Annotated in this window: 16 protein-coding genes; 4 read left to right on the top strand and 12 right to left on the bottom strand. The window is 65.6% G+C overall.

From position 1 onward, the window contains the following. Nucleotides 1–183: 183 nt before the first annotated feature. Nucleotides 184–468, bottom strand: coding sequence for a hypothetical protein (locus tag KF724_12915; GenBank protein MBX3356591.1), 285 nt, complete (start codon nucleotides 466–468; stop codon nucleotides 184–186). Nucleotides 469–546: 78 nt separating this feature from the next. Here KF724_12915 and KF724_12910 point away from each other — a divergent pair, with 78 nt between their 5' ends. Then, nucleotides 547–957 (top strand): NADH-quinone oxidoreductase subunit A, encoded by a 411-nt coding sequence (locus KF724_12910; GenBank protein ID MBX3356590.1) that lies wholly within the window; start codon nucleotides 547–549, stop codon nucleotides 955–957. Between the two features lie 169 nt (nucleotides 958–1,126). On the opposite strand, the gene KF724_12905 is transcribed toward KF724_12910, so the two are convergent. Continuing rightward, on the bottom strand, nucleotides 1,127–3,160 hold the full coding sequence (locus tag KF724_12905; GenBank protein ID MBX3356589.1) for a M28 family peptidase: 2,034 nt from the start codon (nucleotides 3,158–3,160) through the stop codon (nucleotides 1,127–1,129). 172 nt (nucleotides 3,161–3,332) lie between these two features. Here KF724_12905 and gcvP point away from each other — a divergent pair, with 172 nt between their 5' ends. Further along, nucleotides 3,333–6,296 carry an aminomethyl-transferring glycine dehydrogenase gene (gcvP, locus tag KF724_12900; GenBank protein ID MBX3356588.1) on the top strand — a complete coding sequence of 988 codons (2,964 nt, stop codon included), beginning with the start codon at nucleotides 3,333–3,335 and terminating at the stop codon, nucleotides 6,294–6,296. A gap of 21 nt (nucleotides 6,297–6,317) precedes the next feature. Here gcvP and KF724_12895 read toward each other — a convergent pair whose 3' ends face one another. The 9 genes from KF724_12895 to KF724_12855 form a co-directional block, all read right to left on the bottom strand. Beyond that, a complete protein-coding gene (locus tag KF724_12895) occupies nucleotides 6,318–7,766 on the bottom strand; it encodes a potassium/proton antiporter (GenBank protein ID MBX3356587.1) in 1,449 nt (482 codons plus the stop codon). A gap of 187 nt (nucleotides 7,767–7,953) precedes the next feature. After that, a complete protein-coding gene (locus KF724_12890; protein MBX3356586.1) occupies nucleotides 7,954–8,340 on the bottom strand; it encodes a transposase in 387 nt (128 codons plus the stop codon). Between the two features lie 58 nt (nucleotides 8,341–8,398). Further along, nucleotides 8,399–8,830, bottom strand: coding sequence for a hypothetical protein (locus KF724_12885; GenBank protein MBX3356585.1), 432 nt, complete (start codon nucleotides 8,828–8,830; stop codon nucleotides 8,399–8,401). Nucleotides 8,831–8,877: 47 nt separating this feature from the next. Then, a complete protein-coding gene (locus KF724_12880; GenBank protein MBX3356584.1) occupies nucleotides 8,878–9,117 on the bottom strand; it encodes a transposase in 240 nt (79 codons plus the stop codon). A 322-nt stretch (nucleotides 9,118–9,439) separates the two neighbouring features. Further along, complete coding sequence (locus KF724_12875; GenBank protein ID MBX3356583.1) at nucleotides 9,440–9,655, bottom strand: hypothetical protein; 216 nt, start codon at nucleotides 9,653–9,655, stop codon at nucleotides 9,440–9,442. A 212-nt stretch (nucleotides 9,656–9,867) separates the two neighbouring features. Continuing rightward, complete coding sequence (locus KF724_12870; GenBank protein MBX3356582.1) at nucleotides 9,868–11,181, bottom strand: hypothetical protein; 1,314 nt, start codon at nucleotides 11,179–11,181, stop codon at nucleotides 9,868–9,870. A 266-nt stretch (nucleotides 11,182–11,447) separates the two neighbouring features. Continuing rightward, nucleotides 11,448–11,831, bottom strand: coding sequence for a hypothetical protein (locus KF724_12865; protein ID MBX3356581.1), 384 nt, complete (start codon nucleotides 11,829–11,831; stop codon nucleotides 11,448–11,450). A gap of 59 nt (nucleotides 11,832–11,890) precedes the next feature. Further along, on the bottom strand, nucleotides 11,891–13,201 hold the full coding sequence (locus tag KF724_12860; protein MBX3356580.1) for a hypothetical protein: 1,311 nt from the start codon (nucleotides 13,199–13,201) through the stop codon (nucleotides 11,891–11,893). 315 nt (nucleotides 13,202–13,516) lie between these two features. Further along, a complete protein-coding gene (locus tag KF724_12855) occupies nucleotides 13,517–14,335 on the bottom strand; it encodes a hypothetical protein (GenBank protein MBX3356579.1) in 819 nt (272 codons plus the stop codon). A 401-nt stretch (nucleotides 14,336–14,736) separates the two neighbouring features. On the opposite strand from KF724_12855, the gene KF724_12850 reads away from it, so the two are divergent. After that, nucleotides 14,737–15,348, top strand: a complete 612-nt coding sequence (locus tag KF724_12850; GenBank protein ID MBX3356578.1) for a DinB family protein — start codon at nucleotides 14,737–14,739, stop codon at nucleotides 15,346–15,348. 42 nt (nucleotides 15,349–15,390) lie between these two features. Here the strand turns inward: KF724_12850 and KF724_12845 are convergent, their stop codons facing one another. Further along, on the bottom strand, nucleotides 15,391–15,579 hold the full coding sequence (locus KF724_12845) for a hypothetical protein (GenBank protein MBX3356577.1): 189 nt from the start codon (nucleotides 15,577–15,579) through the stop codon (nucleotides 15,391–15,393). Here KF724_12845 and KF724_12840 point away from each other — a divergent pair. Then, entirely contained in the window at nucleotides 15,578–17,050 is a 1,473-nt protein-coding gene (locus KF724_12840) for a Gfo/Idh/MocA family oxidoreductase (GenBank protein MBX3356576.1), read from the top strand. The genes KF724_12845 and KF724_12840 overlap by 2 nt on opposite strands. Nucleotides 17,051–17,107 lie beyond the last annotated feature (57 nt).

The following is a 17,107-nucleotide window of genomic DNA, read 5'->3' as shown; positions in this document are numbered from 1 at the left end:
CGACAGGATTTGAACCTGCGGCCTTCTGGTCCCAAACCAGACGCTCTACCAAGCTGAGCTACGCCCCGATGGCGACCGCGAGCGAACACACGGCCGGGACACACCTCAAGTGAGCTCCGCCGTCTGCTCGAACCTTGACGAGTGTACGCGACACGGGTCCGCGCACCCCAGCCCCCTTCCATCTCACGCTTCGCTTCGTCGAGAACCCGCCGCGCCGCCGCCAATCAACCCGAGATCAACCAGCACCGCGATGACGATCAGCACGATCCAAAGGCCCCCGACACTTCCCCCACTCTGGTGCCACGAGAAGGCGTACGCCAGCGTGGTGAGCGGCAGGAAGAAGAACCCCAGGACAGGCCAGATCCACGATCCGAACGGACTCGACAGGTAGCTTCCGCCGAAGAGCCACACCAGAATCAGGATCAGTCGCGGCATGAACAGCGACAGTGCAATGAGCAGGCAGGCCATGGGGAGATCATCCCATGAATCAGCCCGCCCGTTCAGCCGCTTGCGAGGCCGTTCGGGATGGTGGATGATTCCCCACCCGTGCTCCCTCGCACCTCCACGCTCCTGGCCTCGGTCGAGCTCGACAGCTACATCCCCGTGGCGGTCGTCTTCGTCATGGCGGTGCTCTTCGTCATCGCCAACCTGCTCGCGAGCGCGCTCCTCGGCCCCCGGCGGACCGGCGCGGTCAAGGCCGGCGCCTACGAGTCAGGCATGGACCCGATCGGCAGCGCCCGCCGCCGATTCAATGTCCGCTTCTATGTCCTTGCGATGACCTTCCTGGTCTTCGATGTCGAAATCATCTTCCTCTACCCGTGGGCGGTGAGCTTCTCCCAGCTCGAACCACGAAGCGAGGAGGGGCTCCTCTTCCTCGGGCGCATCGCCTTCTTCGTCGGGACCTCGATCATCGCGTACATCTACGCGTGGCGCAAGGGCGTCTTCCGCTGGGACTGAAGTAACGCCGGGCGGCGGATTGCCGATGCCTCGCGCCACTCCGAGGACTGCGCCGCGCTTCGAGAGTTGCGCTGCAACCTGCCACTCGTGCGGCCCGCCGCGCAGCTCCCCGACCGCTGACCCGTCACGCCTGAGGTTGCCACTGCTGGCGCGCTTCGACCGCTCTCCATCACTCACCGCTTCGGCGCTGCGCGGCCTTGAGCGTCACGGGAACCTCAATCACTTCCTCCCCGCGGCGGATACGAAGCGTCACGCGATCGCCGGGCTGGTGACTCCGCATCTGCTCCATCATGCTGCCGACGCTCTCGACCAGCGTGCCATCCCACGCGAGCAGCACATCGCCCGGCTCAATGCCCGCCTCGGCCGCGCTTGTCCCCTCGGAGACAGACTCGATCTTGACCCCCTCGCCACCCTCGACCAGCCCGGGCTGAATCCCCAGGCGAACTGCCGCGTAGCCGCGGTCCCGCCCCGCTGTCCGTGCGGTGCTCTGGAAGACGAGCTTGTTCGGCTGCGTCGCAAGTTGGCGCGACAGAGCCTCGGTGAGCCCGATGAGCCTGACCGCCCCGGCCGGATTCGTTCGATAGGCAAGGTCCGCCGGTCGGTGATAGTCCGGATGACTGCCCGTAAAGAGGAAGAGCACCGGCACACCGACCGCGTAGAAACTCGCGTGGTCGCTCGGTCCCCGACCGCTCGGATCCGCGCGAACCGTCAAGCCGCTCGACTCGAAGGTGGGCCGAATCAGGTCGAGGAAGCCCTCCGCAGAACCGACTCCTGACACCGAGAGCTCGTTGTTACGCATTCGACCGACCATGTCGAGATTGATCATGGCCTGGATCGACTCGAGTGAGAGCGTCGGCGCCCGCGTGTACTCCACGCTTCCGCGCAATCCGCTCTCCTCCGCATCGAAGCCGAGGAAGAGGAACGAACGCACATCGTCGGGCGACTGATCCGACGCGATCCACTCCTTGAGCTTTCGCGCCGTGATCAGCATGGCCGCAGTGCCGCTCGCATTGTCATCGGCGCCGGGGTGAAGCTGCCCGCGATACGCGGGCGAAGTGCCGAAGTAGCCGTAGCCCACATGGTCGATGTGGGCGCCGACGATGATCCACTGCTCCGCCAGCGAGCCCTTCCCTCGCACCACGCCGCCGATGTTCGCGGCCAGCGTGCCGACATTCTCGACCTCGACCTCGATCGTCATCGGGCGGTCGCTCCGCAGGGCGAAGCTGGTGACTTCGCCCTCATCGGCCAGCACGCGGAGATCCTCGAGCGATCGCGCCTGCGGATCAGCATCGCGCAGCAGCGCGTCCGCCGCCGCCCGGCTGAGCTGAATGAATGGAATGTCCCTGGTCCGCCCGAAACTGCTCGTCTGCGTCGTCTCGAGGCCGGAGCGACCATCGATCGCCCCCGGTGGGTTCACGAGGATGATCGCCGCGGGGTTCCGCCTGGCGACCGCATCGAGCTTGCGCGCAATGGCGGAGTGCTCGCTGAACCGGCGCGGCGCCCAGCGGCTGCGGCCTTCGTCGTTGATCGGCTCGTAACGCAGCAGGATGACGATGTGGCCGGTGAAGTCCGCTTCCTCTGCGAAGCTCGTGTATCCGTCGGGTCCATCCTCGATTCCGTAGCCAGCAAAGGCGAGCGGCGCGGTGATCGTGCCGCTTCCGGAACTTCCCATCACCTGAAAGTCCTCGCCATGGACGAGCACCCGCGCGCCCTGCTTCGCCACTGCGGTGCGAACCTCGGCGCTGCTGCCCGGGAGCATCCACTCCTGGCGATAGCTGGTCCAGGTCGAGTCGTTCGGCTGAGCCGGGAAGGCAGGTTCGAGCCCGAGCTTCTTCATCCAGAACTCGACATACTCGTGCGTCAACACGCTGCCGCGCGATCCCGGCGCTCGGCCCTCGAAGAAGGGATTCGAGAGCGTCTGCACATGCTGAAACCACTCAATGGCGTCGCCGCCCATCGACTCCATGAGCTCGCGAAGAGCGGTGTCACCAACCAGCTCCTTCGGCTCATAGGTGTAGGGGTTGACCGTGCCCTCGATGACCTGCCCATGCGGTTGGACCTGTTCATCCTGCGGCGCCCGCTGCGGGGCAGCGGCTGGCTCGGTCGCGGCATCCTGCGCCCGGGCAACCGACATTGTGGCGCCGGCCAGCAGTGCGGCGACGATGACCGGGAACGAACGAAGGGCACGGAGGTGCTGAACCATGGATTCCTCGCGGGGTAGATGACCCTTGCCCGGAGGTCGGGCAGGTCGACCGCCGGGATCGACTCCGTCGGCGATTCCGCCACTATAGAGGTTGCCGCAGGCGGGGTTGCGTCGCCGCAGCCTCCTATACTCGCGATTCTCGCGTCTCCCGCCTCTTTCGGACGCCCAAGGCATGTCCACCCTCGACCAGTCCGCCCTTCAGGCCCACTCTCTCGCGACCGTGACGACCCCGCTTCCACCGCTCGACACCTTCGCGCGGCGCCACCTCGGGCCGACCGACTCGGAGATCGCGGCGATGCTCGGATCGCTCGGCTTCGCCTCGATGGACGCGCTCATGGACGCCACGATCCCCGCGTCCATTCGCTTGCGCCGGCCGCTGCAACTGGACGACCCGACGAACACCCATCGCTTTGCCGCGCGCGGTGAACGAGAGACGCTTGAAGCGCTGCATCGCCTTGCGTCCATGAATCAGCCGCTGCGCAGCTACCTCGGCATGGGCTATCACGACACCGTCACACCGCCGGTGGTGCTTCGCAATGTGCTTGAGAATCCCGCGTGGTACACGGCGTACACGCCCTATCAGGCGGAGATCTCCCAGGGCCGACTCGAAGCGCTCCTCAACTTCCAGACGATGATCACCGAGCTCACGGCCATGGAGGTCGCGGGCGCGAGTCTTCTGGACGAGGCCACCGCCGCCGCGGAGGCGATGCACCTGTGCGTCGCGCATGCAGGTCCCTCGGCGCGGAACTTTTTCGTGGCCGAGGAGTGTCACCCGCAGACGATCGCCGTGATGGAGACGCGCGCGAGCGGACTCGGCGTGAAGCTCATTGTGGGCGATCCGACGACCGCCGATTTCAAGGCGCTCGAGTGCTGCGGCGTGCTCGTTCAGTATCCGACGACCGATGGCAGGGTCTGCGACTGGCGCGAGGTCGTGGAGCGGGCTCACTCAACCGGTGCCCTCGCCGTGGTCGCAGCCGACCTGCTCTCGCTCTGCCTGCTCACCCCCCCGGGCGAGTGGGGCGCCGACATGGTGGTGGGCAGCGCCCAGCGCTTCGGCGTTCCGATGGGACTTGGTGGCCCGCATGCGGCCTTCTTCGCGACGCGGAATGCGCTGGTCCGCAAGATGCCCGGGCGCCTGATCGGCGTGAGTCGCGACAGCCATGGGCGCCCGGCACTCCGCATGGCCATCCAGACGCGCGAGCAGCACATCAAGCGCGATCGCGCCACCAGCAATATCTGCACGGCGCAGGTGCTGCTTGCCGTCATCAGCGGCTTCTATGGCGCATGGCACGGTCCCGAGGGGCTTCGCAGCATCGCTTCGCGCGTGCACGCGGCGACGAATGTGCTTGCCGCCGGTGTGCGTGCGCTTGGACACGATCCCGGCACCGGACCGTGGTTCGACACGCTTCGCGTGAAGCCGGCGGCAGGCACTCGCGGCGCGGCGATCATTGAGGCGGCGCTCACGCGGGGTATCAACCTGCGTTCATTCGCCGATGGATCAGTGGGCGTGTCGCTCGATGAGACCGTGCTGGCGAGCGACCTCCAGGATCTTCTCGACGCCTTCGCAGCACCGACTGGCTCCCCCGCCCCGCTCCTGGCGGACCTGTTGCGCGACGACGCGGCGAGTCGTTCACCCATCACCGCGGCGCTGCGTCGCCGCGGCGACTTCATGCAGCAGGAGGTCTTCAGCCGCTTCCACTCCGAGCACGAGATGCTGCGGTACATCCACCATCTCCAGTCGAAGGACCTCTCCCTGGTCCACTCGATGATCACGCTCGGTAGCTGCACCATGAAGCTGAACGCGACGAGCGAGATGATCCCCGTCACCTGGCCGGGGTTCGGGAGGATTCATCCCTTTGCACCCACGGCGCAGTGGCGGGGCTATGCGGAGCTCTTCCGACAGCTCGAGGCGTGGCTCGCGGAGATCACCGGGTTTGCGGCGGTCAGTCTTCAGCCGAACGCCGGCAGCCAGGGCGAGTACGCGGGGCTCATGGTGATGCGCGCCTACCACCGCGAGCGCGGCGATGCGCATCGCACCATCTGCCTGATTCCCGACAGCGCGCACGGCACCAATCCTGCGAGCGCCGTCGTAGCGGGCATGCGGGTGATTCCGGTGGCCACGGACTCCAAGGGCATGATCGATGTTGCGGACATGCGCCGCAAGGCCGAGCAACATGCGAAGGAACTCGCTGGCTGCATGATCACCTATCCCTCGACGGCGGGCGTCTTCGAAGAGACGGTGCGCGAGGTGTGCGACATCGTGCATCAGCACGGTGGGCTCGTCTACATGGACGGGGCGAACATGAACGCGCAGGTGGGCTTGACGCGGCCGGGCGACATCGGCGCCGATGTCTGTCACCTGAACCTGCACAAGACCTTCTGTATTCCGCATGGCGGCGGTGGTCCCGGCATGGGACCGATCGGCGTGACCGAGGCGCTGGCGCCGTTCCTGCCCGGTCATCCCGTGGTGCGGCCCGACAGCGCCGGTCGCAAGAGCATTGGGCCGATCTCTGCCGCGCCCTACGGCAGCGCGTCGATCCTTCCCATCTCCTGGATGTACATCGCGATGATGGGCGCCGACGGGCTCAAGCGCGCGAGCGAAGTGGCGATCCTGAATGCCAACTACATGGCGAAGCGACTCGAGGGGCACTACCCGATTCTCTTCACGAATCACGAAGGCCGCTGCGCTCACGAGTTCATCATTGACTGCCGCGGCTACGAAAAGAGCGCCGATGTGCGCATTGACGATATCGCCAAGCGACTGATGGACTACGGCTTCCATGCGCCGACCATGAGCTGGCCCGTCCCGGGCACGCTCATGATTGAGCCGACTGAGAGCGAGTCGAAGGACGAACTCGACCGCTTCTGCGATGCCCTGATCTCGATTCGGGGGGAGATCAGAGCCATCGAAGAGGGTCGCATGGACCGCGCGGACAATCCGCTCAAGCATGCACCGCACACGGCCCAAGCGGTCACCGCCGATGCGTGGCCGCACGCGTACTCGCGCGAGCAGGCGGCGTACCCCGCGCCGTGGACGCGCGATCGCAAGTTCTGGCCTGCGGTGGGGCGCGTCGACAACCCCTACGGTGATCGCAACCTCGTCTGCACCTGCGAGCCGATGAGCGCGTACCACTGAGCCGCGGCGCTCGACGGTTCGCTACTGGCTTTCGGTAGGACCGAAGAGCAGGCCGATGTGCGGCTCCGATCCGTGGCGGCAGAAGATGTAGACATGATCGTCGGGCTGGAGGACGGTCGAACCGCGCGCGGCCATGACCTGATCTCCCCGAACAACCATGATGGCCGCGGCTCCGTCGGGAAAGTGGATCTGCGACAGCGGAACTCCGCACGCCGCGACGGGCTTCTGAATGTGATACGAGTGAATCTCGCCGCCCATCGGGCGAAGGCTGTTCATCTCCAGCACTGCCGCCGGAGCGGGTGCCTCGGGTTCGTCGAGCCCAAGGCGCCGCGTGAGCGGCACGATGCTCGCACCTGGAATGAGCGCACTGACGACCACGATGAAGAACACCAGGTGGAAGATCTTCTCGCCGCCGGGCAGCCCTGCCATGACGGGAAAGGTGCCGAGGATGATCGGCACTGCGCCACGAATGCCGACCCAGGAGACATATCCGATCTCGCAGGGACGCCAACGGAAGACCGCGAGGCACCCGATGACGACCAACGGGCGAGCCAGCAGCGCCAGCCCGACCCCCAGCGCCAGCCCGACACCTGCAACGGACAGCAACTGGCTCGGAAAGACCAGGAGTCCCAGCATCAGGAACATCGAGACCTGGCTCATCCACGCGATCGAGTCATGCACGCGGATCAGACCGGCGCGCACTGGCATCGGACCATTGCCCAGCACAAGGCCGGCCGCAAACACGGCAAGGAAGCCGCTCCCGCCCGCGAGTGTCGCCGCACCAAACGCAACGAATGCCGAGGCGAGCGTGACCACCGGGTACAGGCCGCTGGTGGAGATTCGCATGCGTGCGAGCAGCCAGCGCGTGCTCCAGCCGACGGCGACGCCGATCACAAGACCGACCACCAGTTGAACGGGCACATCGATCGCAAGCGGCCAGACCTGCGCGCCGGCGTTGCCCGCGCCATCCCCGACGGACATCGCCCGCACGCCCTCGACGACGGCGATGGTCAGGATCACGGCCACCGGGTCGTTCATGCACGACTCGAGTTCAATCGTGGTGCGCACCTTCTCCTTGACTCGAAGGCTCCCGCCTCGAAGCACCGCGAACACGGCGGCCGCGTCCGTCGATGAGACGATCGCGCCGATCAGGAGTGCTTCAGACCAGTCGAGTCCGAGCATGCGTCCGATGAGGGCCATGACTCCGGCGGTACCCACCACGCCAGCGGTGGCGAGAACTCCCGCGGGTGCCGCGCTGCGCCGGACGGATGCCATGGTGGTATTGAGCCCGCCGTCAAACAGGATGAGCACCAGAGCGATCATCCCCACGCGAAAGGCAAACTCGAAGTTGTCGAAGGCGACGCCGCCAAGGCCCTCGCTGCCACCAAGCATCCCCAGGACGAGGAAAAGGAGAACCACCGGCACCCCAAAGCGGTCCAGAGTCCTGGTGAAGAGGACGCTGAACAGCATCAGCAGTCCGAAGACCACCAGGATGGCCGCCGTCGCGCTCGGCTCGGAGAATGTGGCGGCGATCACGCCCCACCCGCGCAATGGCACGCCACGGTCACATCGCGTCTCACGAGTGCCATTGTGCGTGGTGATTGATCTGGAATGGGTGCTCGACGCAAGACCGGTGGAGGCACTGACGGGGTCGCTCTCATCGGTCCACCCCTTGTGAGAGTTTGTGCATGGTAGCCGACCCCTGCGGGGCCGCAGCGCCGGCGAGCGAAGCGAGCCGGAGCGGAGGGGCCGCAGGGCACGCCGCCGCGTACGCTGCCGGCGTCCGCTTCCCGAGCGCCCGCTGTGGCCTGCGATGGTTGTAGTGAAGACGCCAGCGGTCCACCAGATGTCTCGCCTCCGCCAGCGTCTCGAAGAGCTCCGACGAGAGCAGTTCGTCGCGCAGCCGTCCGTTGAAGCTCTCCACGATCCCGTTCTGCCACGGCGCCCCCGGGTCGATGTACAGCGTGCCCGTCCCGCTCTCCGCGCACCATCGCTTCACCGCCTTGGAGACGAACTCCGGCCCGTTGTCGCTCCTGATGTGCAAGGGTGCGCCCCGGATCGCCGTCAGCTCGTCAACACCGCCACATCCTCGCCCCGGCAGCTCAGCCCACCTCGATCGACAGGCACTCTCGCGTGAACTCGTCCAGCACCACGAGCAGCCGAAGCGGACGACCGTCCGCCGTCCGGTCGCTCACGAAGTCCAGGCCCCACACCTCGTTCCTCGTCGTCACTCGCCGTCGGACGATCCCGTGCTCGCCCGTTCCGATCCGCCTGCGTTTCCTGCGATTCTGCGACACCGGCAGACCCTCCACACGCCACAGCCGCTTCATCAGTCTCGTCCCGATCGCCCAGCCTTCCTGGTGCAGCAGGTCCACGATGTGCCGGCGTCCACGGCGTGGATTCGCCACCGCCCGTTCCCGCATCCTCGACAACAGCCTGTCCCGATAGGGGTTCACCGGCGCCGGACGCCGATGCGTGCTTCGGTGCTGCCCGACCACGCGGCACGCACGCCGCTCGGACACCGGCAGCACCATCGTCACATGCTCGATCGCCCGGCGCCGGTTCGCCCCCGGGGCCGGGCTCAGAATTCCCCCTTGGCCACTTCTTTCAGAATCTGGATGTCAAGATCCTTCTCCGCGACGAGCCGCTTCAGCCGCGCGTTCTCCAGCTCCTTCAGTCGCCGAACCGCGTCGCGGTCCGCAGCGCCGTACTCAGCTCGCCAACGGTGCAGCGTCACCGTCGACACCCCGAGCGATCGCGCGACCTCCGCGATCGGCTTCCCCGCCGCCAACGCTTCGTCGGCTTGGCGCAGCTTCGCCACGATCTCCTCGGGCCGATGCCGCTTCCTGCGTCCTGGTCCCTTCATGACAGACTCCCCTCGGCCCTTCGGGCCGCGAAAGTCTCTCACAAGACCTGGACCTGTTCAGCGCACCCCCATCACCACCCGCGCAATGGCACGCCACGGACACATCGCGTCTCACGAGTGCCATTGTGCGTGGTGATTGATCTGGAATGGGCGCTCGACGCAAGACCGGTGGAGGCACCGCGCCAGACTCACTCCCACAAGCGCGGCCGTGGGGCTGGCGGTGAGGCCACGCACGACTCGCGCCCAAGGCCTGGCAAGGTGCCGATGCGCCTTGTCGTCAACGGGATCGAAGGTTCGTGAAGTCGGACCAGCACTGGTAGACGACATGCGCTGGCACCCACTGCTGCCAGCCCGCGCCGAAGTGCACTTGCATCCATGCCGCAAAGGCAGCTTCGACACCCGAGCCGAAGTGCGTCGGGAACCGACGCCAGTGCTCCGCGACGACAGACTCCGGCATCCAGCGGTGCCACTCGGGTCCGTAGAAACGCGACATCGCGCGGAGGAAGACTTCTTCCAATCCGCCAGTGTGTGCGACGAGCGACGATACCAAGGTCGCATGAGGCGGCCCCAACGGCGAGCCGCGTGCCGACGACAGGCAGACGGCCGCAGAAAGCGGCGCTGCAGCCAGCACCAGTGGTGCGAGATGACCTCGGAGAAGACGCCATCCGCTACCCCGAAATCGAAGACGATGGGATGGTGACGACATCACAGCAACCTCGCTGACGAGAGGATTCGCCAGCCCGTTTGGCGGAACCACGGGAAGCGCCCCATGGTCCCCAGGAGATTTCGAACATCCTCTCGGTCGAGCGTCCAATCCCCGCAGGGCTTTTGACCACCTTGCGGTTGATCGACCGAGTGCCAACTGTGTTCCAAGGTGAAGACTCGCTCTCGAATCGCCCAGTTCTCCTGGCGATCGGCAATCTCGTGACCCTTCATTGAGAAGAAGGCCGCCATGCGATCCCGATCGTTGCCCCCGAGGTATCGAAGCACCAGATTCAAACCGAAGACCGCCCACCAGCCCCAGCTCTCAAGCCAGTCTCCCCGTGGGTGAATCGACGGATCGATGATCGACGACACCCCCGACTCAAGTTGCTGAATGGCCGATTCCGGCGGCCGCATACCAAGTAGCACTTCGACTTCAATCGCTGCACCAACGCAGGTGTTCGCAATCGCGACGAAGCTACTGTCGTTCCGTCTGTCTGCGAGCGATCTCAGTGTGGTTGTTGCGAGTTCAAGATGAATCAACGCGTCGCCTCCGAGGACCGACGCCCTCTCAGGGAGTTCTGAAATCAGGCGACGACGCGCTGAGCCAGAGACATAACCCGCGATACCTCGGGCGAGATCAACGACATCATTGCTTTCCCTGACGATCGCGGCCTCACTGATGACCCCTTGCGAGAGTGCAATCGCTTCGTTCAGGTTCCACATGGCATAGTTGGCATTGGCCAGGTTCGCCAGATAGACCAAGTGAGCACCGACTGAAAGACCTTGCACGGACGCCGCCATCCTTGCGAACTCCAGCGCTTTGGCGAAGCGACCAGCTTGATCAAGCGCCATGTACATTCGATTGGCTGCGATACCGTGCTCTCGCGGTTCTCTTGCCAATCGCAACATCTGTGCTGCGATCACCCGCATCCTCTTGTGGTCACCCTCCCGGTGAGCAGCGATCGCGTCGCGATTCAACTCCGCGAACGGCTTCTCGGGGACGGGCTCCTGCTCGGTTGCGTCATCGACCGGGTCGAGCCACAGGGCCTCGGCCACATCACCGGCGGGCCAGTCGAGCACATCGGACAGCCCCATCACCATGTCAAGCTTCGGGTTGCCGCTGTCGGGGACGACCTTCGCAGGGTCTCGGTTCAGAGTCAGGGCGAGTTGAGCCTTCGAGCACCCCAGGTAGCTCTGCGCCAACTCAACCATCCTTGCCAACCGCTGGCGGCGCAGGTGATCCACTTCGCGAGTCTCTGCGGCGCGCGAGCGGGGCTTCGGCTTCGAGTGCCTCTTCGGTTCATTGGTGTCCACGAGTCCGAGCCTCCTTCATCGCCGGTCCGGGCCCGGCCATGCCCACCACTTCCCCGCCATGTCTTACCCTCGTCGAAGGGGCAGTGCAACCCCCAGCTGACATGATCTGCCTCCTGGCCATGCGGCTTGTGGTCCCTCGGTGCTCGACGCAAGACCGGTGGAGGCACCGCGCCAGACTCACTCCCACAAGCGCGGCCGTGGGGCTGGCGGTGAGGCCACGCACGACTCGCGCCCAAGGCCTGGCAAGGTGCCGATGCGCCTTGTCGTCAACGGGATCGAAGGTTCGTGAAGTCGGACCAGCACTGGTAGACGACATGCGCCGGCACCCACTGCTGCCAGCCCGCGCCGAAGTGCACTTGCATCCATGCCGCAAAGGCAGCTTCGACACCCGAGCCGAAGTGCGTCGGGAACCGACGCCAGTGCTCCGCGACGACAGACTCCGGCATCCAGCGGTGCCACTCGGGTCCGTAGAAACGCGACATCGCGCGGAGGAAGACCTCTTCAATCACTCCATGGTGCGCGACGGGGCTCTGAGGCCACGATCCCGAGCCACTGAACGGTGTCGTAAATCCCAAGGGCGCCGTTCCAAGCGTGAAGAGAGCGGCAACAACAGCGGCGGCGACTGTTCGCGATCGGGCGGTGCGAGTCACCGCTGTCTGGGCCCGAGCTCGGAGAGAGGTCTGACCTGCGTGATGGATACCTTTGCGGTTCACACGAGCCTCGCTGAGTTCAGAATCTGCCAACCTACACGGCGAAACCAGGGGAAACGGCCCATGGTTCCCAGCAGGTTGCGCAGGTCCTCTCGATCCAAGACCTTGGGTTCGAGACTTCCTTCCCGCGGCTGCGAAATGGAAACTCTCCAGTCATGCTCCAGAGAGAACACTCTCTCTCGAAGAGCCCAATTCCCCAATCGATCGGCGATCTCGTGAGCCTTAGTTGAGAAGACCGCTGCGTATCGGTCCCGATCCTGGCCTGGTGGCATGCGAAGCACGATGTTGAGGCCAAAGACGGACCACCAGCCCCAACTCTCAAGCCAATCCCCGCGAGGCCGCTGAGTCGGGTCAACCACGGTTGCAACCCCCGCCAAGATCTGCTCCGCTGCCTGCTCGGGGTCCAATCGTCCCAGGAGCACCTTCACTTCAATCGCTGCTCCCACGCAGGTGTTGGCGACGCCTGAGTAGCTCACATCGTTTCTCTTCAACGCAAGTGCATCGAGGGTGGCACTCGAGGCCATCAGGTGCTCGAGGGCCGTGTCACCATGCTCGTTGCGGAGATCGGGCATTTCTGCCAACAATCGCCTTCGAGCGCTCCCCGACACATATCCAGCCAATCCCTTGGCATACTCCGTCAGGTCATCTGCATCGGTCATTGCGGATGCTTGATCGAACACCGATGTGCTGAGCGCGATGGCCTCTTCGAGGCTCCACATCGTGTAGTTCGCATTCGCAAGGTTCGCAAGGTAAATCCACCTCACCGGCCGAGGAAGGCCCGACACCGACGCTGCAACCCTCGCCCACTCCAATCGTTTGGCGTACCGGCCGACCAAGTCAAAGGCCGCGGCAAGACGATTGGCTGACTGCGCCTTCTCGCGGGGCGTTGTAGCGACTCGCAGCATCTGAGCCGCAAGTTGATGAAGCCGAGCATGATCACCATCCCGGTGTGCCTGCAAGGACTCTGCACTCAATTCCGCGAACGGCTTCTCGGGGACGGGCTCCTGCTCGGTTGCGTCATCGATCGGGTCGAGCCACAGGGCCTCGGCCACATCACCGGCGGGCCAGTCGAGCACATCGGACAGCCCCATCACCATGTCAAGCTTCGGGTTGCCGCTGTCGGGGACGACCTTCGCAGGGTCTCGGTTCAGAGTCAGGGCGAGTTGAGCCTTCGAGCACCCCAGGTAGCTCTGCGCCAACTCAACCATCCTTGCCAACCGCTGGCGGCGCAGGTGATCCACTTCGCGAGTCTCTGCGGCGCGCGAGCGGGGCTTCGGCTTCGAGTGCCTCTTCGGTTCATTGGTGTCCACGAGTCCGAGCCTCCTTCATCGCCGGTCCGGGCCCGGCCATGCCCACCACTTCCCCACTATGGGATACCTCCGACGATCGTCGAGGTCAACCCTCATGCCCACTCCTTTCTGCCAACACGGCCGTGCGGATCGAGGCCCATCGGCGTCGGGATGCCACCGGAGGCCTCGCAATGACGCCCACACTGGGTGCCAATCGGTTGGGGCCATGCCAACCGCACTACCGCCAGCTCACACGACCCTCCGGTGCCGTCCCGGCGGGCGTGCCGAACCAGATCAGCGTTCGTGAGCCGGGCCGGCTGTCCGGGGAGCGCGCCGCTACCGCTGGCGTCTCTCGCCCTCCTCGGGCGATCGCGCCTCCGCCAGCTCCGCCGCGCACGCCTCGCAGAAGTCAAGCGACCAGCCGTGCAGCACGATCTGCAGTGCCATGCGCCAGTCCGCAGGCGAGTACATGATGCAGTCAGGTCGCACGCAATGTCGACCGGTCTCGTGAAAGGAGCGATCATCGGCCGCAGGGACGCCGAGCGCGTGACCGATCTCATGCAGCACGATCCACGACCAGTACGCATCGTGATGCACGAACGGCAGGCAAGTGCGCCCCTGAATGCGATCTGCAAAGAGCCAGATCTCGCGCGAGGCGAAGAAGGCTGCATCGCGAGGCTGATCCGGCCGCTGCATCAGCACCGCATGCGCGGATCCCGCCGCCGGACGATCACTCGGCCCCCGATCGGCCACCACGATCACGATGGCATTCGACGCTGGAATCGGCATCAGCACGCGCGGACTCGTCGGATCGTCGTCATGCACGGTGCTCAGGCCGATCACGCCACCATCGGGCACAGCCAGAAAGCATGGTCGTTCGACGGCTCGCCTCTCGCCGCTCTGCGGGTCGAGCGCGTGAATGGGCCAGTGCATGGCCACGAGCTCTCCGTCTTCGTCGAAGTCGGCATGCACGCTCCCGCGATCCACCACCATCACGCTGCCGCGCACATGTGACTTGAGGCGCTCCATCGCCATGGAGAAGGGCTTCTCCGGCAGGACAGCCCCATTGAGCCGGACGACCTCGATGATGATCTGGTCGGCGTCGACGAGATCACGATCGACGCCCGGTCTGGTAAGTCGAAGCCCGTGAAGCATCGGGTCATGCGGCTCCGCCGGTCGCGGCGGGACTGCGCACGCGAATGACATCGAAAGCGCAAGCGACATCACGACGAGGCGAACGCTCCGCGAGGTGCGCCGCAGGAATCTGCCGGCCGGCCTCCGCGGCGGTCCGGCTTCTTGAAGCCCGGCGGCACGGTCGCTCGATGGCCACCCGGCTCGCTGTCTCCGTTCGGGCTCGCGCGTGGGTTGATCAGGCGCGGTCGATCTTGGCTCGAGATCCATCACTCGCCTTTCGGGAACGGTTCACCTCGTCTACGAGACCCGGCTGGCGCGCCAGGGCCGCGCCTCGTCGACGGATCGAGCGTACTTGCCACGAGGTCTCGGCGTGGGGATCGCGGGCGACTCTCTGATCGCCAACCGCCTGCGATGATGATGCGATGACCACGATGCGCTTCGATCTCGATCGCGCGATGCAGGTCCTCGCGCGGACACCCGGCACCCTGCGAACACTCCTCTCCGGTCTCGACGATGCGTGGCTCCACGGCAACTACGGCGAGGCGACCTTCTCGCCCTTCGATGTGGTGGGCCATCTCATCACCGGTGAACGCATCGACTGGATGGGTCGCATTCGACGGATTCTGGAGAGCGGCGTCTCGCGACCATTTGATGTCTACGACCGCTATGCGCAGTTTGAACGGTCAAGCGGGCGGGACATTGAGCCGCTGCTTACCGAGTTCGCGCGCCTGCGCGACTCCAATGTCGCAGCATTGCGGGAACTCAAGCTCTCGCCCGCCGACCTCTCGAAGCGCGGCCTTCACCCGGTGCTGGGCGAGGTCACGCTCGACCAGGTCATGGCGACCTGGGTCGCGCACGACCTCAATCACCTGGCCCAGATCGCGAAGGCGATGGCGTGGCAGTATCGCGAGGCGGTCGGACCATGGCACGACTTCCTCGGCGTTCTGCGGACTCCGGGAACCACCATGGATGCCGACGGAGCGGCGCGACGCCGCGCCGCGCTCGAGCGCCAGACGCCAGCGACAGAGAAGTGAAGTCACGCCGTGTCGCCATCTCGGGCCAGTGCGGATGAGCGATCACAGGAGCTTCTGCACGCTCACTGCGAGGTGCTCCTGAGCCTCGAGACGGTGTCCATCGGCAACGACGATCCGCATCGACGCTTCGAAGCTGGCTCCGCACCTTCGATGCGCGGACACTCCGGAACTCAATGGGATCCGGTGCCGTGGTGCCTTGACGATGGCCTGACTCTCTACGATGGAAGCCATGAGCTCGAAACCACTCTCGCGGCGAGCACTTCTTCGGTCTGGCGCTCAATTTGGAGCTGGAGCCGTCGCGCTGCCCGGTCTTGCCGCACTTCTTGGAGTCGGACGGCGTGCCGCGAACGGGGCTCAGGGTCATGACGGCGCCGACCGCGCGCCCCTGGCGACCGAAGTCACTCGGCCCACGGCTCGCCCCGAGTCGCTCCGTGTGCTCTCGATTGGCGTCGTGGGAACAATCGGCGAAGCCGATCGTCGAACCATCGCCGCGCATCCGCGCGCCGAGATCGTTGGTCTGTGCGATGTCGACTCTCGCGCTCTGGCGAAGGCTGCCGCAGATCATCCCGGCGCCTTCACCTGTGCGGACTACCGCGACGCCTTCGAGAAGCACGGCGAGAAGTTCGACGCGGTCATCGTCGCCACGCCCGACCACTCCCATTGCTCGATCATGACGATGGCGCTCGCGCGCGGAAAGCATGTCTACGGGCAGAAGCCGCTGGTGCAGCAGCTTGAGGAGCTGGAGCTCCTTCGCCGCGCGGCTGCGGCCCGGCCCGACCTCATCACGCAGACCGGCGCGCAGCGCATCGAGTCGCCCGAGCGCCGTGCCGCTGTCGAGATCCTGCGAAGCGGCGCACTCGGCAAAGTGATCGAGGCACATGTCATGTTCGGCGGCAGCGCCCTCGCGGGTGGCTACTACTTCGCTGACGGGACACTTGGCGATCCGACCCCCCCTCCCGCGGGCTTCGACTACGACCTTTGGCTCAACGGCGCCGAGCACGAGCCATGTCGCCCACAGATGGTCGAGCGCCAGTGGCGAAGTTGGTGGAACTACGGCGGCGGCCAGATCGCGGACTGGTCGGTCCATCTCACCGATGTCCTCTTCTACGCCTTCCCGGAGCTGATCTCGCCGGTGCGCGTCTGCTCGCGCACGCCGTCGCGCGATGTGACGCACTTCCACGCCGACAAGGTCCTGTCAACCTTGACCTATGAGGTCTCAAGCCCGCGCTTCGCGAGTTCAACCTGCAACCTCTACTTCTATGACTCGGGCCTCAAGCCCGACCGCGCGCACCTCGGGCTTGGCGAGGGTGACTGGCCCGATGGGATCCTGACCATCGTGGTCTGCGAAGGCGGAACGCTCGTACTTGCGCCCTCCGGCCCACTCGAAGTCTGGCGGGAACGGCGCCGCATCAACGGCATGGAGTGGCCGGGCCTGCCCGCGTTCGACTCCTTCAACCACTGGCACGCGTGGGTGGACAAGGCTCTTGGCGTCGACACTCCGCACCTGTGGATGCCCTTCGACATCGGTCTGCGATGCACGGAGCCGGGACTGCTCGCGGTGAAGGCGGCGAAGTACCCGGGACAGGTCCTCGAATGGGACCGCGCGAACCTTCGCTTCGCGAAGCACGCGGAGGCGAACCAGACGCTCGTGAGGCGCGCGTATCGCGCTGGATTCGAGCCGGTACCTCCGCGCTCCGTGTAAGGCGACGCTCGAAGCGCTGACTCGAGTGGCGACTCCTGTGGCGTTGATCCGCCCGTG

It is taken from the genome of Phycisphaeraceae bacterium (assembly GCA_019636735.1).
In the GTDB taxonomy this organism is placed as follows: Bacteria; Planctomycetota; Phycisphaerae; order Phycisphaerales; family SM1A02; genus VGXK01.
Note: the sequence above shows the minus strand (reverse complement) of the source record. Positions and strands in the feature narration are given on the sequence as shown.

What these genes read in the sequence shown, in the direction of transcription:
- KF724_12915 (MBX3356591.1), bottom strand. Translation starts at nt 468, where the DNA reads ATGGCCTGCCTGCTCATTGCACTGTCGCTGTTCATGCCGCGACTGATC.
- KF724_12905 (MBX3356589.1), bottom strand. Translation starts at nt 3,160, where the DNA reads ATGGTTCAGCACCTCCGTGCCCTTCGTTCGTTCCCGGTCATCGTCGCC.
- gcvP (MBX3356588.1), top strand. Translation starts at nt 3,333, where the DNA reads ATGTCCACCCTCGACCAGTCCGCCCTTCAGGCCCACTCTCTCGCGACC.
- KF724_12895 (MBX3356587.1), bottom strand. Translation starts at nt 7,766, where the DNA reads ATGCTGTTCAGCGTCCTCTTCACCAGGACTCTGGACCGCTTTGGGGTG.
- KF724_12885 (MBX3356585.1), bottom strand. Translation starts at nt 8,830, where the DNA reads ATGGTGCTGCCGGTGTCCGAGCGGCGTGCGTGCCGCGTGGTCGGGCAG.
- KF724_12875 (MBX3356583.1), bottom strand. Translation starts at nt 9,655, where the DNA reads ATGTCGCGTTTCTACGGACCCGAGTGGCACCGCTGGATGCCGGAGTCT.
- KF724_12855 (MBX3356579.1), bottom strand. Translation starts at nt 14,335, where the DNA reads ATGCTTCACGGGCTTCGACTTACCAGACCGGGCGTCGATCGTGATCTC.
- KF724_12850 (MBX3356578.1), top strand. Translation starts at nt 14,737, where the DNA reads ATGACCACGATGCGCTTCGATCTCGATCGCGCGATGCAGGTCCTCGCG.
- KF724_12840 (MBX3356576.1), top strand. Translation starts at nt 15,578, where the DNA reads ATGAGCTCGAAACCACTCTCGCGGCGAGCACTTCTTCGGTCTGGCGCT.
- KF724_12845 (MBX3356577.1), bottom strand. Translation starts at nt 15,579, where the DNA reads ATGGCTTCCATCGTAGAGAGTCAGGCCATCGTCAAGGCACCACGGCAC.